The organism is Comamonas sp. GW821-FHT11H03, assembly GCF_058807955.1.
This window is the reverse complement of sequence record NZ_JBXARF010000001.1, coordinates 446,195-467,611: the sequence shown is the minus strand read 5'-3', so window position 1 is coordinate 467,611 and position 21,417 is coordinate 446,195. Positions and strand designations below refer to the sequence as shown.

Genomic DNA, 21,417 nt, shown 5'->3' with positions numbered 1-21,417 from the left:
AGCGCGCATAGGGATGCGCTGCCCGTGTTTTTTGGACAGCCGCATGTGGCGGCTGGCCGCAGCAAGAGGTTTTAACGCATGGCTCTCATTCCAGTCACCATCCTCACGGGCTTTCTGGGCTCGGGCAAAACCACGCTGCTCAAGCGCGTGCTGCACGAATCCCACGGCATGAAGATTGCCGTGATCGAGAACGAGTTCGGCGAGGAGAACATCGACACCGACATTCTCAAGACCGAATCCAAAGAACAGATTCTGCAGATGAGCAACGGCTGCATCTGCTGCACCATCCGCGAAGACCTGCGTGAGGCTTTGCAGTTGCTGGCCGCCAAGCGCCGCAAGGGGCAGGTGGACTTCGATCGTATCGTCATCGAAACCACCGGCCTGGCAGACCCCGGTCCCGTGGCCCAGACCTTCTTCATGGATGACGAGATCGCCGAGACCTATCTGATCGACTCCATCATCACATTGGTGGACGCCAAGCATGCCAATCAGCAACTCGACGACCGCCAGGAAGCGCGTCGTCAGGTGGGCTTTGCCGACCAGATGTTCCTGTCCAAGACCGACCTGGTGACGGATGCGGAAAAGGAGGCGCTGATCCATCGCCTCAAGCACATGAACCCTCGTGCGCCCATCCGTGCCGTTCATTTTGGCGATGTGCCCCTGTCCGAAGTGCTCGATCTGCGTGGCTTCAACCTGAACGCCAAGCTGGACATCGACCCCGATTTCCTCAAGGAAGATGATCACGACCACGATCATCACGACCACAGCGCTTGCGACCATGACCATGGCCAATGCGAACACGATCATGACCATGGGCACCAGCATGACGAGCATTGTGGCCACGACCACCATGACCACGAGCATGGCGAGCACTGCAATCACCCACATCACCATCATCACGACGATGATGTGAAGAGCTTTGTCTACCGGGCCGATCGCGCGTTCGACCCGGCCAAGCTGGAAGACTTCCTGGGCGCCATCGTCAATATCTACGGCCCCAAGATGCTGCGCTACAAGGGCGTGCTCGACATGAAGGGCACCAGCCGCAAGGTCATCTTCCAGGGCGTGCACCAGCTCATGGGCAGCGATCTGGGCCCCGAGTGGGAAGCCGATGAAAAGCGAGTCAGCAAAATGGTCTTCATCGGTATCGATCTGCCGCAGGATATTCTTCGCCAGGGACTGGATCAATGCCTGGTGTAAACCCTGAGTTTGGGAGCTGTTTCGGCGAAAGCTAACGGTTTGCTGACAATGACTGACGGCCTGCCAAGCAGGCCGTTTTGTTTGTCTGTTATTTCTCGCAAACTGACTGAAACAGGCGCAGGCTTTGTTGCAAATTGTGGGGTATGTGCAACGGAGCCGGGCTGGGGCGACTGGCGTGGCTACAATGCCGGCCCTAAAGAGGGTGTTGGAGCAATCCGGCCCTGCAAGGGCTCTGTACTGTAAGGAGACAGGACGTGACTGCTGTGAAAAGTAATCTGCCCAAGGCTGCAGCCAACGCTGCGGCAGCGGCTGTGCACCCCCGCAGCGTCGAGACCTCTTTGGTGGACGCTGCGTTGGACAACCCGGTGCTGGTATCTGCAGCGGCGGGGGAATCTTCCAAATCGTCCAGATCCAAGCGTTCTGCATCGCCTCCAGCGCGGCAGCCTGAAACAGATGTTCCGCCCCTGGCAGCTTCGGCAGTCAAGGCTGCGGCAACCATGAGAGATACGAAAGCAATGACCAACACAAAGCAAGCTGTGCCCAAGAAAGATCCCAAGCTGGCCAACGCCTGGAAGACCAAGTCGGTAGAGGAGCTGACCGATGCTGAAGTGCTGGCCATGTCTGATGACGATTACATGAACGACGCCCAGCTGGCCTATTTCCGTCGCAAGCTGGTCGCGCTCAAGAACGATATGCATGTGAATGCGGGCGAGACTGCGGAAAACCTGCGTGAAGACACCGTCGTGGTGCCCGATCCTGCCGATCGTGCCACCATAGAGGAAGAGCACGCTCTCGAGCTGCGCACCCGCGACCGCGAGCGCAAGCTGCTCAAGAAGATCGATCAGTCCATTGCCCGCATTGATGCCGGTGACTACGGCTACTGCGACGAAACCGGTGAACCCATCGGTGTGGGACGGCTGTTGGCTCGCCCCACGGCTACACTGTCGCTGGAAGCCCAGCAGCGCCGTGAGCTCAAGCAGAAGATGTACGGCGATTGATCTGCGTCAGGCGTTGGCGGGGCTGCAGGCAGCAAAGTAGAGGATCATGGCAAAAGAAGAAAACAAGTCGGGAGGGTTGCTGTCCAAGGTGGTGCGTTTTGTGCGCCACCCGACGGTGAATTGGTCCGATTTGGAGAATCTCAACCAGGAAAGCGAAGAAAGCCAGTACAGCAAGCAGGCGCTCAAGGAGATGCTGGAGCGCAAGCGCCAGAACGACTTTGTGCGAAAGCGCGAGTTTGACCAGTTGCGCAAGCTGCGTCAGGCTCAGTTTTCCAAGACTGCAGTGACTGCCAGGGCTCCACTCGAGACGCCGACCCCACTAGCGCCTTCCTCTTTTTTGCACACTGCCCAAAGCTCCGTGCCGGGCGAGCGCGCAGAAACCATCAAGAAGATCGACGAGATCGAAGCGCAGATGGCCCAGCAATGGTGGCGCGGCAAGCAGGCCGCCGATGCCGCCACCATGCCGCTGCCGCTGCCCGAGGGCGGTGGCAGCATGCCTTCAGGTTTTAAAAACCAGCCACTTTCGATCAGCACGCTGCCTTTGCTTCAGGATGTGTTGCCAAGCGATCTGGAGCTGCCGCAATCGGGTCGGCAGGGCAATCCTGTTGCTTTGCCGGGCCTGCGTGGCGAGACAGACTTTTCGCCGGCGTTTGCCACAACCGAAGTCTCTGCTCCCACCGATATCAACATGGTTCCGCCGTCCTTTGCGCGCTTCGAGCATGATGCCGCGCTGGAGGATGCTGCGATTGTCTTTGCCAGCGGTGACAGCGTCGCAGCCGAGAGCAGTCTCAAGGCCTTGATTGCCGAGCGTGCTCAGGATACGCCGGCACAGTTGCAGGTCTGGCTGGCACTGCTGGACATGTACCGCGCAGCAGGCATGCAGGCTCAGTTTGAAGACGCTGCCATGGACTTTGTGGCGCGCTTCGGTCGTTCGGCCCCGCAATGGTTTGTGATGCCGCAGCAGGCGGGCAGGCTCAGCGAAACCGCGCCGGATGCCGCAGCAGTGCAGACCGGCTTTCGCTGGCAGGCTCCTGTGCATTTGGATGAGTCTGGTTTCAAGGCCCTGCTGGCGAGCAAGGCGCGCAGCGCCGGCAGCTCGGTCATGGACTGGAGTGCTCTGGAAAGCCTCGACCCCGGTGTGAAGAAGCCGCTGCTGGATGCGGCACAGCGATGGGCCGACGAAAAGGGATCACTGGTTTTTGCCGGTCATGAAAGATTGCAGGCCGTGCTCAGCAAGCACACCCCTTCCGGTGATCGCGCCGTCGATCAGGACTGGTGGTATTTGCGTCTGGCCATGCAGCGCCTGATGCGTCTGCAGGACGAATTTGAGTTGACGGCGCTGGACTATTGCGTGACCTACGAGCTGTCGCCACCCTCGTGGGATGATCCGGTCTGTGCGTATTCGAATGAAGGGCAGGCACAGAGCCTGCGTGCTCAAGATAGCCGGCTGCTGGGGCCGGATACGATTCAGCCCGGCATGCTCTGGAAGGAGCATCAGCCGCGCTTTGCGCTGCAAGGCGTGATTGACGGCGATGCATTGCCCTGGCTTGCCGAGGTCCAGGAAAAGGCCAAGCTTGGCGAAGCCATCGCCATTGACTGCTCGCGTCTGGCGCGCATGGACTTTGCTGCCGCAGGCTCGGTGCTGAACTGGGCTGCGCAGATGCAGGAGCGGGGTCACGTGTTGCAGTTCAGTCAGTTGCACCAGTTGCTGGCGGTGTTCTTCAATGTTGTTGGCATTCAGGAACATGCACAGGTGATTCCAAGACGGGACTAGCTCCCAGAGTGGCTATGCCGCCTCCGCCAAGGGGCTGTGTCTCTGATGGGCGTCGGGCCGTTTGAGGCGTTATCCACAGCAAGCGCTGCAAATTTAATTTTTCGGGGCCCCTTGAGGTCGATGTTGCCTGCCCCCATTTGCTCTGGATGGAACAGTTTCACGGCACCACCATTTTGAGCGTGCGCCGCCAGACTCCCGAGGGCGTACAAGTCGCCATCGGCGGTGATGGTCAGGTCACATTGGGCAATATCGTCATCAAGGGCACGGCGCGCAAGGTGCGCAAGATCTATCACGGCAAGGTGCTGGCGGGCTTTGCGGGGGCAACAGCGGATGCCTTCACGCTGTTCGAGCGCTTCGAGGCCAAGCTGGAAAAACACCAGGGCAACCTGACCCGCGCCGCGATCGAGCTGACCAAGGAGTGGCGTACCGACCGTGTGCTGCGCAAGCTCGAAGCCATGCTGGCCGTGGCCGATGCGACGACCTCGCTCATCATTACCGGCAATGGCGACGTTCTGGAGCCCGAGCAGGGCATCGTGGCCATCGGCTCCGGCGGCGCCTATGCGCATTCCGCAGCCAAGGCCTTGCTGAACAACACCGAGCTGTCGGCCGAAGATGTGGTGCGCAAGTCTCTGGCGATTGCCGGCGAGCTGTGCATCTACACCAATATGAATCACACGATCGAGACGCTGTAAGCACCTCGTCTATCCGAATTGATAGCTGCTGGCGCTTTATGGATGGGTGCCAGAGGCATATTTGACTGAGAATTCACATGTCTTTTGCCATGACTCCCCAGGAGATCGTCTCCGAGCTTGACAAGCACATCGTCGGCCAGCATGGTGCCAAGCGCGCGGTGTCGATTGCCTTGCGCAATCGCTGGCGCCGCCAGCAGGTGCCCGAGGGCCTGCGCCAGGAAATCACACCGAAGAACATTCTGATGATCGGGCCCACGGGCGTGGGCAAGACGGAGATCGCACGCCGCCTGGCAAAACTCGCCGATGCTCCCTTTATAAAGGTCGAGGCGACCAAGTTCACCGAAGTGGGCTATGTGGGCAAGGATGTGGACGCCATCATCCGCGATCTGGCCGAAGTTGCCGTCAAGCAGACGCGCGAGTCGGACATGAAGAAGATGCGCGCCCGCGCCGAAGATGCTGCCGAGGAGCGCATTCTCGATGTGCTGATCCCGCAGGCCCGCACCGGCGAAGTACCGGCGGACAACACGGCGCGTCAGGTTTTCCGCAAGAAGTTGCGCGAAGGTCAGCTTGACGACAAGGAGATCGAGATCGATATCGCCGAGCAGATGCCTCAGGTGCAGATCATGGGCCCCCAGGGCATGGAAGAGATGGCCGAGCAGCTGCGCGGCATGTTCAGCCATATGGGCCAGGAAAAGCGCAAGACGCGCAAGCTCAAGATCGCCGAGGCCCTGAAGCTGCTGACCGATGAGGAAGCGGCAAAGATGGTCAATGAGGAGGACGTCAAGACCCGCGCCATTGCCAATGCCGAGCAAAACGGCATTGTCTTCATCGACGAAATCGACAAGGTGGCCACGCGCCAGGAAACCAGTGGCTCCGATGTATCGCGTCAGGGTGTGCAGCGCGACCTGCTGCCCTTGGTCGAAGGCACCAGCGTCTCGACCAAGTACGGTGTGGTCAAGACAGACCACATTCTGTTCATCGCTTCGGGTGCTTTCCATCTGTCCAAGCCAAGCGATCTGATTCCTGAGCTGCAGGGGCGCTTTCCCATTCGCGTGGAACTGGAATCGCTGTCGGTACAGGACTTCGAGGCGATTCTGATGCAGACTCACGCCTCCCTGGTCAAGCAATATCAGGCGCTGCTGGCGACCGAAGGCGTGACTCTGGAGTTCAAGTCAGAGGGCATCACGCGTTTGGCAACGATTGCCTTTGATGTCAACGAGAGTACCGAAAACATCGGTGCACGGCGCCTGTCCACAGTGATGGAGCGTCTGCTTGATGAGGTCAGCTTCGATGCGGCCAAGCTTTCGGGGCAGACTGTGGTGATCGATGCAGCCTATGTGGATCAGCGCCTGCAGGTGCTGAGCAAGGATGAGGATCTGTCGCGCTTCATTCTTTGAAGAACCGAGCGCTTGAAGCGAGCTGCCCGCCTGTGCGGGCAGTTTGCATTTGTAGGAGAAGGTCGAGACTTCAATCAGTTCTTTCCATTGAATTGAATGGTTGCAATTGACGCCTACTAATGAGAGTCCACTTGCATTGACTTTGCTAAGTGCTTGTAAAGGAAAGATATTTTCAAAATAGGGCTCTTCTTTTTCTCTCTAAGTGCTTGATTTCATTGCAAATAATTGTCCCGTCGGGTTTGGATTCACCTTAAATTGCTGATACAGTGCAAAAAAGTGCAATTAAGTGGTGAAAGCTGCCCTCGTGCCCATTTTTGGGGAACGAGCGGCTCCAGATGACCGGAGTAACTTGCCGTGTTTCAAGGGGCGTCTTCGCTGAATCTCGATGGAAAGGGGCGGCTCTCAGTGCCGACCCGGCATCGTGACGCCCTTTTGTCCTTGGCAGAGGGGCAGGTCACTTTCACCAAGCATCCCGATGGCTGTCTGTTGCTGTTTCCGCGCCCCGAGTGGCTGCAGTTTCGCGAACGTGTCGCGCAACTGCCGATCACGGCTCAGTGGTGGAAGCGGATTTTTCTGGGCAACGCCATGGATGTGGAGATGGATGCAACCGGTCGGCTGCTGATTTCGCCCGAGTTGCGTGAGGCCACAGGTCTGACCAAAGAGGTCTTGATGCTGGGCATGGGGGCGCATTTCGAGGTCTGGGACAAGGCCACTTATGAAATGCGCGAAGCGGAAGCGCGCCAGCAACCGATGCCGGCGGCTTTCCAGGATTTTGTTTTGTAGGAAGTGCTTGTGAATCAGCCGTTGCAACATATCACCGTCTTGCTGGACGAGGCCGTGGATGCCTTGCTGGGTGGTACCGCCGAGCCGCCAGCCGGCCAGTGGGTCGATGCGACGTTCGGTCGAGGCGGTCATTCCCGGCTCATTTTGCAAAGGCTGGGGCCGGACGGGCGCTTGATCGCGTTCGACAAAGACCCGGACGCAATTGCTGAGGCGGCGCGCATCACCGATGCGCGTTTTTCGATTCGGCATGAAGGATTTCGCCATCTGGGCGAACTGCCCGAAGGCAGTGTGCAGGGCGTGTTGATGGACCTGGGGGTGAGCTCGCCCCAGATCGACAACCCGGACCGGGGCTTCAGTTTTCGCTTTGACGGCCCCCTCGACATGCGCATGGACACCACGCGTGGCCAGAGCGTGGCCGAGTGGCTCGAAGATGCGGAAGTGCAGCAGATTGCGGAGGTGATACGTGACTACGGCGAAGAACGGTTTGCTGGCCCCATTGCAAAGGCGATTGTTGCTCGGCGCGAAAGCCAGGGCCCATTACGCACCACTGCCGAGCTGGCCCAGCTCGTGGCTGGCGCGGTCAAGACCCGCGAGGCTGGGCAGAACCCGGCAACACGGACCTTCCAGGCTCTTCGGATTTTCATCAATGCCGAACTTCAGGAGCTTGAGCAAGCGCTAGAAGCCAGTCTGCGCGTGCTGGCCCCCGGCGGCCGTTTGGCCGTGATCAGCTTCCACTCGCTGGAAGATCGTATCGTCAAGCAGTTCATTGCCAAGCATTCCAAGGAGGTCTACGACCGCCGTGCACCGTTTGCGCCTCCCACGCCCATGCGTCTGAAGGCGCTAGAGCGCATCAAGCCCAGTGCTGCCGAGGTGGGTGCCAATCCCCGTTCGCGCTCCGCCGTGATGCGCGTCGCCGAGCGCACCGAGGTGCCTGCATGAGGCATCGCCATGCCGCTGCAAGCATGGTTGCGGGAGGGCTGCCATGCTGCGCATAAACCTGCTGCTGCTGCTGGCGGTCATGACCAGTGCCATCTTTCTGGTGCATACCCAGTATGAGTCGCGTCGCCTGTTCACCGAACTGGACCGCGCCGAGGCAGAGGCGCGTCGGCTGGCGACGGATCAACTGCGCCTGCAGGTGGAAAAGCGTGCCCAGGCCACGCCTCAGCGCATCGAGACAGTGGCGCGAGAAAAGCTGCAGATGAAGCAGGCTTCTCAGGCGATTACGCAGTACGTGCATGAAACGGCTGCAGGAACTGCGCAATGACACGCAGCGTGCTCTATACCACCAGCCCTTTGCTGGCTTCGAAAACACCGCTGTGGCGCAGCAAGTTCATCGTGGCTGCGCTGGCGCTGGGCTTTGTGGGCCTGGGCGCGCGTGCAGCCTATGTGCAGGTCTTCGGCAACGACTTCTTCAAGCGCCAGGGTCTGGTGCGCTTTGCGCGTACCCTGGAGCTGCCGGCCAATCGTGGCCGTTTGCTGGATCGCAATGGACTGATTCTTGCGTCCAGCGTGCCGGCGGCCAGTATCTGGGCCATTCCCGAGGACGTGGATCTGAAGGATCCTGAAGTCCAGCAAAAGCTCAAGGAGGTGGCGCGCCTCATGGACATGCCGCTGCGCTCCCTGATGGAGAAGCTGGATGTCGAGGACAAGACCTTTGTCTGGGTCAAGCGTCAGCTGGACTGGGATGTGGGCCAGAAGATCGTGGCGCTCAATATCAAGGGCATCTACAACCGCAAGGAATACAAGCGCCAGTATCCCGAAGGGGAGTCTGCGGCGCACATCGTGGGTTTCACCAATGTGGAAGACCATGGCCAGGAAGGCATGGAGTTGGCGTTCGACAAGGAGCTGGCCGGCAAGGCTGGCTCGCGCCGTGTGATCAAGGATCGTCTGGGCCGCGTGGTGGAGGGCGTGGGCGATGAAGTGCCGCCTCAGGATGGTCGGGACATTCAGCTGTCTATCGACAGCAAGGTTCAGTACTACGCCTACCAGAAGCTCAAGCAACAGGTGGAGTCGCAAAAGGCCAAGGCCGGCAGCGTGGTGGTGATGGATGCACACACCGGCGAGCTGCTGGCCCTGGCGAACTATCCCAGCTATGACCCCGGCCACCGCAAGAACCTGACGGGCGAGCAGCTGCGCAATCGCGCGCTGACCGACACCTTCGAGCCTGGCTCGACCATGAAGCCCATCACCATTGCCACGGCACTGGAGCTCAAGCGTGTCAAGCCGTCCACCATCATCGATACCTCACCCGGGCGCTACACGGTGACGGGCTCCACCATCACCGACACGCACAACTACGGCGCGCTGACGGTGGAGGGCGTGATCCAGAAGTCCAGCAACGTGGGCGCGACCAAGGTGGCGCAAAGGCTGTCGCCCCAGGAGATGTGGGAGTACTTCAGTGCGCTGGGCTTCGGACAGAAGCCGCAGATCCAGTTTCCGGGCGCGGTCTCGGGTCGTCTGCGTGCCTGGAAGACCTGGAAGCCCATCGAGCAGGCCACCATGTCCTATGGCTATGGCCTGTCGGCCTCGCTGTTCCAGATGGCGCGTTCCTACACCGTGTTTTCCAACGACGGCAATGTCATTCCCTCGACGATTCTGAAAACGAACGAGCCTCCCGTGGGTGTGCGTGTGATCTCCAAGGAAAACGCCGAGGCGGTGCTGCACATGCTGCGCCTGGCTGCCGGCCCAGGCGGTACCGGCCAGAAGGCCCAGGCCGAGGGCTACACCATTGGCGGCAAGTCGGGCACTGCCCGCAAGCAGGTGGGCAAGAGCTATGCCGCAGGCAAGTACCGAGCCTGGTTCACGGGCATTGCTCCCATCGACAAGCCGCGCATCATCGTGGCCGTGATGGTGGACGAGCCTACGGCAGGGTCCTACTACGGCGGCACGGTGGCCGGCCCGGTGTTTGCGGACGTGGTCCAGCAGACATTGCGTTTCATGGGCGTTCAGCCCGACAAGGAAGTCAAGCCTCAGATCGTGGCTGCACCCGCTGAGGAGCCTGTGCTATGAGCACCCCCATTCAAATTCTGAACAATGCAGCCGAGGCCGTTGCCTGGCTGCGCAGCCGCGTGCAGGGTGATCTGCAGACCGATAGTCGCAAGGTCAAGGCAGGCGATGCCTTTGTCGCCTGGCCTGGAGCCGCCACTGACGGCCGGGCCTATGTGGGCAAGGCTGTGGAGCAGGGCGCCGCTGCCGTGCTGGTGGAGGCCGAAGGCCTGCAGGCCTTCGATCTGAGCGGTGACCGTATTGCCGCTCTCAAGGGTCTGAAGGCCGCGACGGGGCTGATTGCCGATCAATGGTTTGCACATCCCAGTGGCGAGCTCGACGTACTGGCCGTGACCGGCACCAATGGCAAGACCACCACAGCCTGGTGGCTGGCCCATGCGCTCTCGAAAGTGACGCTGAACGCGCGCACCGGCTGTGCGCTGGTGGGCACCCTGGGCGTGGGCGTGCCGCCTGCGCTGGAGTCGACGGGCATGACCACCCCGGACCCGGTGCTGCTGCAGCGCGTGTTCCGCAGCTACGCCGACCAGGGCCTCGCGGCCTGCGCCATTGAGGCATCGTCCATCGGCATCGTCGAGCACCGCCTGGACGGCAGCAAGATTCGCGTGGCTCTGTTCACCAATTTCACGCAGGATCACCTGGACTACCACGGCAGCATGGATGCCTATTGGCAGGCCAAGGCCCAGCTGTTCGACTGGCCCGGCTTGCCGGCGGCGGTGGTCAATATCGATGACGCACACGGCGCCAGGCTCTGGGCCAGGCTGCAGGGCCGCGCGATGGATGTCTGGAGTGTTTCCATTCAAGGATCGGCGCGCCTGCAGGCCAAGGACATCGGACTGGGCGACGAAGGCCTGAGCTTTACCGTGCTGGAAGCCGGTCACAGCCTGCGCATGAACACGCGTCTGGTCGGCCAGTACAACGTATCCAATCTGCTGGGGGTGCTGGCGGCCTTGCGCTGTCTGGGCCTGACGCTGGAAGAGGCTGTGGCTGCCTGTGCCCATCTGGAGCCCGTGCCCGGTCGCATGCAGCAGATCGTCAAGCCCGGCCAGCCTCTGGTGGCAGTGGACTATGCCCATACCCCCGATGCGCTGGAAAAAGCCCTGCGCGCCTTGCAGCCTGCAGCGCGCCAGCGCCAGGGCAAGCTGTGGTGCGTGTTTGGCTGCGGCGGTGACAGGGACAACAGCAAGCGCCCGTTGATGGGACAGGCCGCACAGGCGAATGCCGACGGCGTTTTCGTCACCAGCGACAACCCGCGCAGTGAAGTGCCCGAAAGCATCATCGACCAGATTCTGGCCGGCATGCAGGCGGGCGAGACATTGCATGTTCAGGCCGACCGCGCGGCGGCCATTGCCCAAGCCATTGCCCGTGCCGATGCGCGCGACGTGGTGCTGATTGCCGGCAAGGGACATGAGGACTATCAGGAGACGAAGGGCGTGCGCCATCCGTTCTCCGACATGGCTGAGGCGCACAAGGCGCTCGCAGCCCGCGAAGGAAAGATTCGGTCATGATGACCCTGGCAAAAGCGCTGGAGCTGATCCAGACGCATATCCCCCAAGCCCGCCTGGTCGGCAACGGCCAGCTGGAGCTGGCACGCGTGCACACCGATACGCGCACGCTGCAGAACGGGGACTTGTTCGTGGCCCTGAAGGGCGAGCGTTTTGACGCCCATGAGTTTCTGCCTCAGGCGCAGGCCGCCGGTGCCGTAGCGGCCATTGCCAGCCACGGGCTGGAAGCGGCAGGCATGGCCGGCATCGAAGTGCCGGATACGCTGCTGGCGCTGGGTGCGCTGGCGCGGGCCTGGCGTGCGCAGTTCGATCTGCCCTTGATTGCCGTGACCGGCAGCAATGGCAAGACCACGGTCACGCAGATGGTTGCGTCCATCCTGCGCGCGCACGTGGGCGGGCAGGGCGAGGCGGCGCTGGCCACGCGCGGCAATTTCAACAACTCCATCGGCATGCCGCTGAACCTGCTGCGCATGACGGGCTCGCATCGCATTGCGGTGCTGGAGATGGGCATGAACCACCCCGGCGAGATTGCCGAGCTGGCTGCCATCGGCCAGCCCACGGTGGCGCTGGTCAACAACGCCCAGCGCGAACACCAGGAATTCATGGGCACGGTGGAAGCCGTGGCGCGTGAAAACGGCTCGGTGCTGGACTTTTTGCCCAAGGACGGCGTGGCCATCTTCCCCGCTGGAGATGAATACACGCCGCTGTGGACGGAGTTGGCCGCCGGTCGACCCTGCCTGATGTTTGGCGAGGCCGCTGATGGAGCTCAGGTTTTTGCCGGCGATGTGGTCTGGGCCAACGGAGCCTGGAGCTTTGCACTGAACACGCCGCAAGGCGTGGCTGCCGTGCAGCTGCATATTGCGGGCCGCCACAATGTGCGCAACGCACTGGCTGCGGCTGCCTGTGCCCATGCCGCCGGTGTCTCTCTGGCGGCCATTGCGAAGGGGCTGTCCGGCTTCGAGCCCGTGACCGGCCGCTCGCGCGCGCTGGCCGTGCAGATCAAGGGTCGAGGCGTGACGGTGGTCGACGACACCTATAACGCCAATCCCGATTCCGTGGCTGCTGCCATTGCCGTGCTGGCCGAGCTGCCCGCACCGCAGTTGCTGGTGCTGGGCGACATGGGGGAGGTGGGCGATCACGGCCCGCAGTTCCATGCCGAGGCCGGCGCGCTGGCGCAGCAGGCAGGTATTGCCCATTTCTTTGCTCTGGGTGACCAGAGCGCGTTTGCTGCCTCTGCCTTCGGCAGTGGTGCTCAGTATTTTGATAGCATGGCCGCCCTTCAGCAGGCGGTGTGCGCAGTTTTACCCAAAGTAGGTAGTGTTTTGGTCAAGGGTTCGCGGTTCATGAAGATGGAGCAAGTGGTGCAGAGCATTGAGGCCTGCGCAGACAAGAAGCAGGGCAACTGCGAGGAGGCCGCATGCTGCTGATGCTGGCTCAATGGCTGCAGGGTATCTCGCCGGAGTTCGGCTTCCTGCGCGTCTTCCAGTACCTGACGCTGCGCGCCGTGCTGGCCGCCGTCACCGCCTTGCTGATCGGTCTGTGGATCGGCCCCAAGGCCATCCGCATGCTGACCGCGCTCAAGATCGGCCAGCCCGTGCGTGGCTATGCCATGGAGACCCATCTGGTCAAGAGCGGCACGCCGACCATGGGTGGGGTGCTGATTTTGTTCTCGATTTCCGTGTCCACCTTGCTGTGGTTTGACCTGTCCAACCGCTTTGTCTGGATCGTGCTGCTGGTCACGCTGGGCTTCGGTGCGATTGGCTGGGTGGACGACTGGCGCAAGGTCGTCAACAAGGACCCCGAGGGCATGCGCTCGGGCGAGAAGTATTTCTGGCAGTCCGTCATCGGTCTGCTGGCCGCCCTGTATCTGGTGTTCTGCATCTCCGAGAACAGCAATGCCGAGGTCTTCGGGCTGTTCGTCTCCTGGGTGCAGTCGGGCTTTTCCATGGACCTGCCGCCCAAGGCCGGCCTGATGGTGCCCTTCTTCAAGGAAGTCAGCTACCCGCTGGGCGTGCTGGGCTTCATCGTCATGACCTATCTGGTCATCGTGGGTGCCAGCAATGCCGTGAACCTGACCGACGGTCTCGACGGCCTGGCCATCATGCCCGTCATCATGGTGGGCACGGCGCTGGGCATCTTCGCCTATGTGACCGGCAACGCCACCTATGCGCGCTATCTGCTGTTTCCCAGCATCCCCGGCACGGGCGAGCTGATGGTGTTCTGCGGCGCCATGGCGGGCGCAGGTCTGGCCTTTCTCTGGTTCAACGCGCACCCCGCCCAGGTCTTCATGGGCGATGTGGGCGCGCTGGCGCTGGGCGCCGCTCTGGGCACGATTGCCGTGATCGTGCGCCAGGAAATCGTGCTGGCCGTGATGGGCGGAATCTTTGTGGCGGAAGCCATCTCGGTGATGCTGCAGGTGACTTACTTCAAGTACACCAAGAAGCGCTATGGAGAGGGCCGCCGCCTGCTGAAGATGGCGCCGCTGCATCACCACTTTGAGAAGAGCGGCTGGAAGGAGACCCAGGTCGTGATCCGCTTCTGGATCATCACCATGCTGCTGTGCCTGCTGGGCCTGTCCACCCTGAAGCTGAGGTAATCGCCATGCAAGACGAAGATCTCAAGCTCGACGATCAGGTTCTGCAGCCGGATGCGGAATCGGGTGCTATGCATATGCAAGCGCCTTCCGCTCATCTACCAAGCATTTCAGATGAAAATGTATCTGAAATGATTCAGGAGCAAGCGCAAGCAGCTACTGAAATTGCAGCGCCTGTCATCATCGCCAAGACGTTGGATGTCGAGCCGGTGCCCGATATCTCCACCTTGACGGCGGCCAGGGACGCAGCCGCCTTTGTGGCACAGATCTTTGCCGACCCCAGCATCTCCGATGCGGCCGATGCCGAAGTGACCGAAGTCGAGTCGCAGCCCGAAGCCGAGCCGCAGGAGGTGGTGGAGCTGCCGCCTGTCCCCGTGCATTGGCCGCAAGGCGCGGCCCAGCATCTGCAGGGTCAGCGTGTGCTGATTCTGGGTTTGGGCATCTCTGGCATTGCGATGGCCCGCTGGTGCGTGCGTGCCGGTGCCGAGGTTACGGTGGCCGACACGCGTGAAGCCCCTCCCTATCTGTCCGCGCTGCAGACCGAGCTGCCCGGCGTGCGCTTTGTCGCAGGCGAGTTCACGGCGGCTCTGGTCGACGGCCAGAGCCTGAGCTCTGTCTATCGCTCGCCGGGCCTGAGCCCGGCCAGCGTGGCGCCGGTCTTCAATGCCGCGCGCAGCATCGGCCTGCCCACGGGGGGCGAGCTGGACCTGTTTGCCTTTGCGCTCAAGGGCCTGCGCGAAGCCCATGGCTATGCGCCCAAGGTGCTGGGCATCACCGGCACCAATGGCAAGACCACGGTCACCTCGCTGACCGGTCAGCTGCTGGAGCATGGCGGACTGAGCGTGGGCGTGGCCGGCAATATCGGTCCCACGCTGCTCGACACCCTGTCCGGTCGCATCGATGCCGAGACCCTGCCCCAGGCCTGGGTGCTGGAGCTGTCCAGCTTTCAGCTCGACGACTGCCACGGTTTCGAGCCCACGGCAGCCACGGTGCTCAATATCACCCAGGACCATCTGGACTGGCATGGCGGCATGCAGGCCTATGCCGATGCCAAGGCCCATGTCTTTGGCGAGCAGGCTCTGATGGTGCTCAACCGCGAAGACCCCGTCGTCATGGCCATGCTGCCCGCGCCCGTGGCGGTGCCGGGCAAGCGTGGCAAGACTTTCCAGCGGGCCCATGTCACCTTTGGCGGCGACATGCCGCGCCGCCCCGGAGACTTTGGTCTGGAGGTGGTCAACGGCATGACCTGGCTGGTGCGCGCCCATGAGGCTGACGAAACCAGCAAGGGCAAGCACGTCGACGATCTGCACATCGTGCGCCTGATGCCCGCCGATGCGCTGCGCATCCGCGGCCGCCACAACGCCATCAATGCGCTGTCGGCCCTGGCGCTGGCGACCGGTGCGGGATGCACGCTGGCACCGCTTCTATACGGCCTGCGCGAATACCGGGGCGAGCCGCACCGCGTGCAGCCCGTGGGCCGGGTGGGCGATGTCGAATACTTTGACGACAGCAAGGGCACGAATGTGGGCGCCACCGTGGCCGCCCTCATGGGCCTGGGGCCGGACCACCGCATCGTGGTGATCCTGGGCGGTCTGGGCAAGGGCCAGGACTTCACGCCGCTGGCCGCACCCGTCTCGCGCTATGTGCGCGCGGCTGTGCTGATCGGCCAGGATGCGCCGCAAATTCGCGAGGCACTGGGCGACACCGGCGTGAGCCTGGTCGATGCCGCCACCATGCAGGACGCCGTGCAGCAGGCCGCGCGCCTGGCCCATGCCAATGATGCGGTGCTGCTCTCGCCCGCTTGCGCGAGCATGGACATGTTCAAGGACTATGCGGACCGTGCCCACCAGTTTGTGGAAGCGGTGCGCGAGCTGGCGCTTGACGCCGGCCAGCAACTGGAGGACGGCGCATGACAGCCGCCTTCCTGACCAGCCTCTCCGGCCGCATGCGCTCGTGGTTCCGCAGCGCAGAGGAAAGGCCCATCGATGTGCTGCCTGTGCGCGTAGGCGGGCCGCTGTACGACCGTCCCACCCGTACTCCGGCAAGCGTGCTGGGGCTGGATCAGGCATTGATCTGGGTCGTCATCGCCTTGCTGTCCTGGAGTCTGGTCATGGTGTATTCGGCATCGATTGCGATGCCCGACAACCCGCGCTTCGGCAAGATCGAGCCCTATCACTTTTTGCTGCGCCACACCATGTCGATAGGCATGGCCTTTGTGGCCGCGCTGCTGGCCTTCCAGGTGCCCATGAATGTCTGGGAGAAGGTGGCGCGCAAGCTGTTTCTGATCTCCATCGTGTTGCTGATGGCGGTGCTGATCCCGCATGTGGGCACGGTGGTCAACGGCGCGCGTCGCTGGCTGTCGCTGGGCATCATGAACTTCCAGCCTTCCGAGCTGGCCAAGTTCTCCATCCTGATCTATGCGGCCGACTACATGGTGCGCAAGATGGAGGTCAAGGAGCGCTTCTTCCGCGCCGTGCTGCCCATGGGCCTGGCCGTGGTCGTGGTGGGCGTGCTGCTGCTGGCCGAGCCCGACATGGGGGCCTTCATGGTGATCGTCGTGATCTCCATGGGCATTTTGTTCCTGGGCGGCGTGAACGCGCGCATGTTCTTCATCATCGCATTGCTGGTGGTGGCGGCCTTCGGCATGATCATCGCCACCTCGGAGTGGCGCCGCGAACGTATTTTTGCCTACCTCGATCCCTGGGATGAGAAGCATGCGCTGGGCAAGGGCTACCAGCTCTCGCATGCGCTGATTGCCATCGGGCGGGGCGAGATCTTCGGCGTGGGCCTGGGCCGCAGCGTGGAAAAGCTGCACTGGCTGCCTGAGGCGCATACCGACTTTCTGCTGGCCGTGATCGGCGAAGAATTTGGTCTGGTCGGTCTGCTGCTGATTGCTGCCGTCTTCTTCTGGTTGACCCGCCGCATCATGCTGATCGGCCGTCAGGCCATCGCGCTGGACCGTGTCTTTGCCGGGCTGGTGGCCGAGGGCGTGGCGATCTGGATGGGCTTCCAGGCCTTTATCAACATGGGTGTGAATCTGGGCGCCTTGCCAACCAAAGGCCTGACTCTGCCGTTAATGAGCTTTGGCGGTTCGGCCATTTTGATGAATTTGATTGCGATAGCTGTGGTGCTCAGAGTCGATTACGAAAACAAGCTGCTGATGAAGGGGGGCCACGCATGAGCCTTCTCATCAAGCCAAACAAGCCACGCACGGCACTGGTGATGGCCGGTGGTACCGGCGGTCATATCTTCCCCGGTCTGGCCGTGGCGCAGGAGCTGCGCTCGCGCGGCTGGAATGTGCACTGGCTGGGCGCGCCCGGCTCCATGGAGTCGCGCATCGTGCCGCCCCAGGGCTTTGCGCTGGAGCTGATCGAATTTGGCGGCGTGCGCGGCAAGGGGCTCAAGACCCTGGTGCAACTGCCGTTCAGGCTGGCGAAGGCCTTCTCGCAGGCGCGTGCCGTGATCAAGCGCGTGCAGCCCGATGTGGTCATCGGCCTGGGCGGTTACCTCACCGTGCCAGGTGGCCTGATGGCCGCAGCTTCGGGCGTGCCCGTGGTGCTGCACGAGCAGAACTCCGTGGCCGGCATGGCCAACAAGGTCGTGGCCAAGGTGGCCAAGCGCGTGTTCACGGCTTTCCCCAAGGTGTTTGCCCAGGGTGAATGGGTGGGCAATCCGCTGCGTCAGGCGTTTCTGGAGCAGGCCGAGCCCGCCCAGCGCTTTGCCGGGCGCAGCGGCCCGCTCAGGCTGCTGGTGGTGGGCGGTAGCCTGGGAGCCAGGGCGCTCAATGAGATCGTGCCCCAGGCTCTGGCCCTGATACCCGCCGATCAGCGCCCCTTGGTGCTGCACCAAAGCGGCACGGCCCAGATCGATGCGCTGCGTGCCAACTATCAGGCCGCCGGCGTGCAGGCCGAGCTGACCCCCTTCATCGACGACACGGCCAAGGCCTTTGCCGATGCCGACCTCATCGTCTGCCGTGCCGGTGCCAGCACCGTGACCGAGATTGCCGCCGTTGGGGCGGCAGCGGTCTATGTGCCCTTCCCGGCGGCGGTGGACGACCACCAAAGCAGCAATGCCCGATTCCTGGTGGACGCCGGTGGCGGCTGGTTACAGCCTCAAAGTACTTTGAGCGCCCAAGGGTTGGCGGAAATGCTACAAAATATGCAGCGTGCGACGCTGTTGGAGCGCGCTGAACTCGCGAAGAAAATGCAAAAGACTGATGCCACCGCGAAGGTGGTCGCCGCTTGTGAGGAGTTGGCAGCATGAAACACGCCATTCATCACATTCACTTTGTCGGTATTGGCGGCGCCGGCATGAGCGGTATTGCAGAGGTTCTGCATAACCTGGGTTACGCCATTTCAGGCTCCGACCTGGCTGACAGCGCCACGCTGCGCCGCCTGGCGGGCCTGGGCATCAAGACCTTTGTCGGTCACGCGGCCGAGAACGTTGTTGGCAGCGATGCCGTGGTGACATCCACGGCCGTGCAGGGCGACAACCCCGAGGTCCTGGCTGCGCGCGAGAAAAAGATTCCTGTGGTTCCTCGTGCACTGATGCTGGCCGAGCTGATGCGTTTCAAGCAGGGCATCGCCATTGCCGGCGCGCATGGCAAGACCACCACCACCAGCCTGGTGACCAGTGTGCTGGCCGAGGCCGGTCTGGATCCCACCTTCGTGATCGGCGGCAAGCTCAACAGCGCCGGCGCGAATGCCAAGCTGGGTCAGGGCGACTACATCGTGGTCGAGGCTGACGAGTCCGATGCCTCCTTCCTGAACCTGCTGCCTGTGATGGCCGTCGTCACCAATATCGACGCCGATCACATGGAAACCTACGGCCATGACTTCGGCCGTCTCAAGCAGGCCTTTGTCGACTTCCTGCATCGCATGCCGTTTTACGGGCGTGCCATTCTCTGCGTCGACAGCCCTGCCGTGCGCGAGATCCTGCCCAAGCTGGCGCGTCCGGTCACGACCTACGGCTTTGCCGAAGATGCCCAGGTGCGCGCCGTGAACGTGCGTGCCGAAGCCGGTCGCATGCGCTTTACCGTGCGCCGCCAGAACGGCCAGAGCTACCCCGATCTGGAAGTCGTGCTGAGCCTGCCCGGCGAGCACAACGTGCTCAACGCACTGTCTGCCGTGGCGGTGGCCATGGAACTGGAGATTTCCGACGAGGCGCTGCTGCGCGCATTGGAAGGCTTCAAGGGTGTGGGACGGCGCTTCCAGCGTTATGGCGAGCTGCCGGCTGCCAATGGCGGCACTTTCACCGTCATCGACGACTACGGTCATCACCCCGTGGAAATGGCTGCCACGCTGGCTGCGGCGCGCGGTGCCTTCCCGGGGCAGCGCCTGGTGCTGGCCTTCCAGCCACACCGCTACAGCCGCACGCGCGACTGTTTCGAGGACTTTGTAAAGGTCATCGGCAGCGCCGACTCGGTGCTGCTGGCCGAGGTCTATGCAGCGGGCGAGGCCCCCATCGTGGCTGCCGACGGTCGATCCCTGGCTCGCGCCTTGCGTGTGGCCGGCAAGGTCGAGCCTGTATTTGTGGAAAACATTGCCGATATGCCGGCAGCTATTGCTGCCAATGCGCAAGCGGGCGATGTATTGCTGTGCATGGGTGCCGGGTCAATTGGCGCCGTGCCTGGGAAATTGGTTGAAATGCTTCAGAAACAAGAGCTGGCTGCGCCCGCAGGGAGCGCGCAATGAGCATGTTTGGTACAAATATCGACGTGAAGGCACTGGGCAAGGTCGCCGTGCTCATGGGGGGCCGCTCGTCCGAGCGCGAGGTCTCGCTGATGTCCGGCGCTGGCGTGCTGGCCGCATTGCTGTCCAAGGGTGTCGACGCCCACAAGTTCGACCCTGCCGAACAGGGGCTGGACCAGCTCAAGGTACAAGGCTTTGACCGCTGCTTCATAGCGCTGCATGGCCGCTACGGCGAGGACGGCACGGTGCAGGGCGCGCTGGAGTTGCTGGACATCCCCTATACGGGTTCGGGCGTGATGGCTTCCAGCATCGCCATGGACAAGATCATGACCAAGCGCATCTGGCGCTTTGAAGGCCTGCCCACGCCGGACTGGCGCATGGTCGATTCGGCCGAAGCCACCCGTGATGCATTGCAGGCCCTGGGCGCTCCCATGATCGTCAAGCCCGCACGCGACGGCTCCAGCATTGGCCTGACCAAGGTGATGAATGCCGACGAATGCGCCAAGGCCTACGAGCTGGCAGCCCAGTACGACGCAGAAGTGCTGTGCGAGCAGTTCATTGCCGGTGACGAGACCACCTGCCCCGTGCTGGGCACGGGAGCCAAGGCCGCTGCGCTGCCGGTGATCCGAATCGTGGCGCCCGAAGGCAACTACGACTACCAGAACAAGTACTTCACAGATACCACGCAGTACCACTGCCCTAGCGGCCTGCCGGCTGCCGAGGAAGCCGAGATCCAGCGCATTGTGGAGAAAGCCTTCCGCACCCTGGGCTGCCGTGGCTGGGCGCGTGCCGACATCATGATTCGCGCCGGCGACCGCAAGCCTTTCTTGCTGGAGATCAACACCTCTCCTGGCATGACGGGGCATTCTCTCGTCCCCATGGCTGCGCGCGCCTCCGGCGTGAGCTACGAAAACCTGTGCCTTGGCATTCTGGCCATGAGCACGCTGGATGGAGAAGCGGAGCAGCCATGAACCGCAACCAGCCCACAGCCGCCGTCCCGTTCGACGTCAAGCTCATGAACATCACTGCCACGGTGATGTTCATGGGGTGCTTGACGGCGTGCGTGATGGCCGTGGGTTGGTGGTTGATGCGAACTCCGGCCTTCAATATTGGCCGCATCGTGGTGGAAGGCGAGTTGGTGCATAACAACGCTGTGACGCTGCGTGCCAATGTGGCGCCAGTGCTCAAAGGCAACTTCTTCACGGTGGACCTGAAGGCGGCTCAGCACGCATTCGAGCAAGTGCCCTGGGTGCAGCAGGCGCAGGTGCGCCGCGAATATCCGAACGGCTTGCGCGTTGCGCTCAAGGAGCATGTGGCCGAGGCCTTCTGGGGGGCTGAGACCGGTGCCGGTCTGGTCAACAAGGCCGGCGAAGTGTTTGAAGCCAATCTGGGCGAACTGGACCGCGAAGGTCTGCCGCGTCTGCAAGGTCCCGAGGGCTCGGCCCCGCGTGTTCTGCAGATGTATCGAGAGCTGGAGCCGGCCTTGAAGCCGCTCGATGTGGCGCTGGACAGCCTGACTCTGGATGCGCGTGGCAGTTGGACGCTGGTGCTGGACAACGATGCGCTGCTGGAGCTGGGCGGCGGCACGACTGAAGACATATTGCGGCGCGTGCAGCGCTTTGTGCGCACGCTGCCTCAGGTCACCTCTCAATACAAGCGCTCGGCTGCGGCACTGGAGTCTGCAGACCTGCGTTACGAAGACGGCTATGCCTTGCGACTCAAGGGCGTGACCACTGGAACCTCCGCGCCGGCAGTTGCTGCCAGGGCCAGACGATAAGCGGG

The 21,417-nt window shown here is 62.3% G+C and carries 18 protein-coding genes; all 18 read left to right on the top strand.

The window, feature by feature from the left end; genetic code table 11:
- Nucleotides 1-78 precede the first annotated feature (78 nt).
- The gene (locus tag AC1RTQ_RS02230) at nucleotides 79-1,200 is read left to right on the top strand and encodes a CobW family GTP-binding protein (RefSeq protein WP_302089066.1); all 1,122 of its coding nucleotides are present in this window, start codon (nucleotides 79-81) and stop codon (nucleotides 1,198-1,200) included.
- A gap of 254 nt (nucleotides 1,201-1,454) precedes the next feature.
- Complete coding sequence (gene dksA / locus AC1RTQ_RS02225; protein WP_302089067.1) at nucleotides 1,455-2,198, top strand: RNA polymerase-binding protein DksA; 744 nt, start codon at nucleotides 1,455-1,457, stop codon at nucleotides 2,196-2,198.
- Nucleotides 2,199-2,244: 46 nt separating this feature from the next.
- Nucleotides 2,245-3,972: an STAS domain-containing protein gene (locus AC1RTQ_RS02220; protein ID WP_492874014.1), complete on the top strand. Its 1,728-nt coding sequence runs from the start codon at nucleotides 2,245-2,247 to the stop codon at nucleotides 3,970-3,972.
- Between the two features lie 146 nt (nucleotides 3,973-4,118).
- Nucleotides 4,119-4,664: an ATP-dependent protease subunit HslV gene (hslV, locus tag AC1RTQ_RS02215; RefSeq protein ID WP_492874012.1), complete on the top strand. Its 546-nt coding sequence runs from the start codon at nucleotides 4,119-4,121 to the stop codon at nucleotides 4,662-4,664.
- A 77-nt stretch (nucleotides 4,665-4,741) separates the two neighbouring features.
- Nucleotides 4,742-6,061 carry an ATP-dependent protease ATPase subunit HslU gene (gene hslU, locus AC1RTQ_RS02210; protein ID WP_492874011.1) on the top strand — a complete coding sequence of 440 codons (1,320 nt, stop codon included), beginning with the start codon at nucleotides 4,742-4,744 and terminating at the stop codon, nucleotides 6,059-6,061.
- A gap of 354 nt (nucleotides 6,062-6,415) precedes the next feature.
- Complete coding sequence (gene mraZ, locus AC1RTQ_RS02205) at nucleotides 6,416-6,844, top strand: division/cell wall cluster transcriptional repressor MraZ (protein ID WP_034404177.1); 429 nt, start codon at nucleotides 6,416-6,418, stop codon at nucleotides 6,842-6,844.
- A 9-nt stretch (nucleotides 6,845-6,853) separates the two neighbouring features.
- Nucleotides 6,854-7,783 (top strand): 16S rRNA (cytosine(1402)-N(4))-methyltransferase RsmH, encoded by a 930-nt coding sequence (gene rsmH, locus AC1RTQ_RS02200; RefSeq protein WP_302089071.1) that lies wholly within the window; start codon nucleotides 6,854-6,856, stop codon nucleotides 7,781-7,783.
- A 43-nt stretch (nucleotides 7,784-7,826) separates the two neighbouring features.
- Nucleotides 7,827-8,108: a cell division protein FtsL gene (ftsL, locus tag AC1RTQ_RS02195; RefSeq protein ID WP_003081142.1), complete on the top strand. Its 282-nt coding sequence runs from the start codon at nucleotides 7,827-7,829 to the stop codon at nucleotides 8,106-8,108.
- Nucleotides 8,105-9,853 carry a peptidoglycan D,D-transpeptidase FtsI family protein gene (locus AC1RTQ_RS02190; protein ID WP_492874008.1) on the top strand — a complete coding sequence of 583 codons (1,749 nt, stop codon included), beginning with the start codon at nucleotides 8,105-8,107 and terminating at the stop codon, nucleotides 9,851-9,853. The genes ftsL and AC1RTQ_RS02190 overlap by 4 nt, the downstream gene beginning before the upstream one ends.
- Entirely contained in the window at nucleotides 9,850-11,355 is a 1,506-nt protein-coding gene (locus tag AC1RTQ_RS02185; RefSeq protein ID WP_492874007.1) for a UDP-N-acetylmuramoyl-L-alanyl-D-glutamate--2,6-diaminopimelate ligase, read from the top strand. Before AC1RTQ_RS02190 ends, AC1RTQ_RS02185 begins: the two co-directional genes overlap by 4 nt.
- Complete coding sequence (locus AC1RTQ_RS02180) at nucleotides 11,352-12,779, top strand: UDP-N-acetylmuramoyl-tripeptide--D-alanyl-D-alanine ligase (protein ID WP_492874005.1); 1,428 nt, start codon at nucleotides 11,352-11,354, stop codon at nucleotides 12,777-12,779. Before AC1RTQ_RS02185 ends, AC1RTQ_RS02180 begins: the two co-directional genes overlap by 4 nt.
- Nucleotides 12,770-13,948 (top strand): phospho-N-acetylmuramoyl-pentapeptide-transferase, encoded by a 1,179-nt coding sequence (mraY, locus tag AC1RTQ_RS02175; protein WP_492874004.1) that lies wholly within the window; start codon nucleotides 12,770-12,772, stop codon nucleotides 13,946-13,948. The genes AC1RTQ_RS02180 and mraY overlap by 10 nt, the downstream gene beginning before the upstream one ends.
- 5 nt (nucleotides 13,949-13,953) lie before the next feature.
- Nucleotides 13,954-15,858, top strand: a complete 1,905-nt coding sequence (murD, locus tag AC1RTQ_RS02170; RefSeq protein WP_492874002.1) for a UDP-N-acetylmuramoyl-L-alanine--D-glutamate ligase — start codon at nucleotides 13,954-13,956, stop codon at nucleotides 15,856-15,858.
- Nucleotides 15,855-17,126, top strand: coding sequence for a putative lipid II flippase FtsW (gene ftsW, locus AC1RTQ_RS02165; protein ID WP_302089077.1), 1,272 nt, complete (start codon nucleotides 15,855-15,857; stop codon nucleotides 17,124-17,126). The genes murD and ftsW overlap by 4 nt, the downstream gene beginning before the upstream one ends.
- A complete protein-coding gene (murG, locus tag AC1RTQ_RS02160) occupies nucleotides 17,123-18,208 on the top strand; it encodes an undecaprenyldiphospho-muramoylpentapeptide beta-N-acetylglucosaminyltransferase (protein ID WP_492874000.1) in 1,086 nt (361 codons plus the stop codon). The genes ftsW and murG overlap by 4 nt, the downstream gene beginning before the upstream one ends.
- Nucleotides 18,205-19,638 (top strand): UDP-N-acetylmuramate--L-alanine ligase, encoded by a 1,434-nt coding sequence (gene murC, locus AC1RTQ_RS02155; RefSeq protein WP_003081129.1) that lies wholly within the window; start codon nucleotides 18,205-18,207, stop codon nucleotides 19,636-19,638. Before murG ends, murC begins: the two co-directional genes overlap by 4 nt.
- Complete coding sequence (locus tag AC1RTQ_RS02150) at nucleotides 19,635-20,606, top strand: D-alanine--D-alanine ligase (RefSeq protein ID WP_492873998.1); 972 nt, start codon at nucleotides 19,635-19,637, stop codon at nucleotides 20,604-20,606. The genes murC and AC1RTQ_RS02150 overlap by 4 nt, the downstream gene beginning before the upstream one ends.
- Entirely contained in the window at nucleotides 20,603-21,412 is an 810-nt protein-coding gene (locus AC1RTQ_RS02145) for a cell division protein FtsQ/DivIB (protein WP_492873996.1), read from the top strand. The genes AC1RTQ_RS02150 and AC1RTQ_RS02145 overlap by 4 nt, the downstream gene beginning before the upstream one ends.
- The last annotated feature ends 5 nt before the right edge of the window (nucleotides 21,413-21,417 follow it).

Bases quoted from the DNA above. Each gene is read 5' to 3' on its own strand.
- AC1RTQ_RS02230 (WP_302089066.1), top strand. From the start codon at position 79: ATGGCTCTCATTCCAGTCACCATCCTCACGGGCTTTCTGGGCTCGGGC.
- AC1RTQ_RS02220 (WP_492874014.1), top strand. From the start codon at position 2,245: ATGGCAAAAGAAGAAAACAAGTCGGGAGGGTTGCTGTCCAAGGTGGTG.
- hslV (WP_492874012.1), top strand. From the start codon at position 4,119: ATGGAACAGTTTCACGGCACCACCATTTTGAGCGTGCGCCGCCAGACT.
- hslU (WP_492874011.1), top strand. From the start codon at position 4,742: ATGTCTTTTGCCATGACTCCCCAGGAGATCGTCTCCGAGCTTGACAAG.
- ftsL (WP_003081142.1), top strand. From the start codon at position 7,827: ATGCTGCGCATAAACCTGCTGCTGCTGCTGGCGGTCATGACCAGTGCC.
- AC1RTQ_RS02190 (WP_492874008.1), top strand. From the start codon at position 8,105: ATGACACGCAGCGTGCTCTATACCACCAGCCCTTTGCTGGCTTCGAAA.
- AC1RTQ_RS02185 (WP_492874007.1), top strand. From the start codon at position 9,850: ATGAGCACCCCCATTCAAATTCTGAACAATGCAGCCGAGGCCGTTGCC.
- AC1RTQ_RS02180 (WP_492874005.1), top strand. From the start codon at position 11,352: ATGATGACCCTGGCAAAAGCGCTGGAGCTGATCCAGACGCATATCCCC.
- mraY (WP_492874004.1), top strand. From the start codon at position 12,770: ATGCTGCTGATGCTGGCTCAATGGCTGCAGGGTATCTCGCCGGAGTTC.
- murD (WP_492874002.1), top strand. From the start codon at position 13,954: ATGCAAGACGAAGATCTCAAGCTCGACGATCAGGTTCTGCAGCCGGAT.
- ftsW (WP_302089077.1), top strand. From the start codon at position 15,855: ATGACAGCCGCCTTCCTGACCAGCCTCTCCGGCCGCATGCGCTCGTGG.
- murG (WP_492874000.1), top strand. From the start codon at position 17,123: ATGAGCCTTCTCATCAAGCCAAACAAGCCACGCACGGCACTGGTGATG.
- murC (WP_003081129.1), top strand. From the start codon at position 18,205: ATGAAACACGCCATTCATCACATTCACTTTGTCGGTATTGGCGGCGCC.
- AC1RTQ_RS02150 (WP_492873998.1), top strand. From the start codon at position 19,635: ATGAGCATGTTTGGTACAAATATCGACGTGAAGGCACTGGGCAAGGTC.
- AC1RTQ_RS02145 (WP_492873996.1), top strand. From the start codon at position 20,603: ATGAACCGCAACCAGCCCACAGCCGCCGTCCCGTTCGACGTCAAGCTC.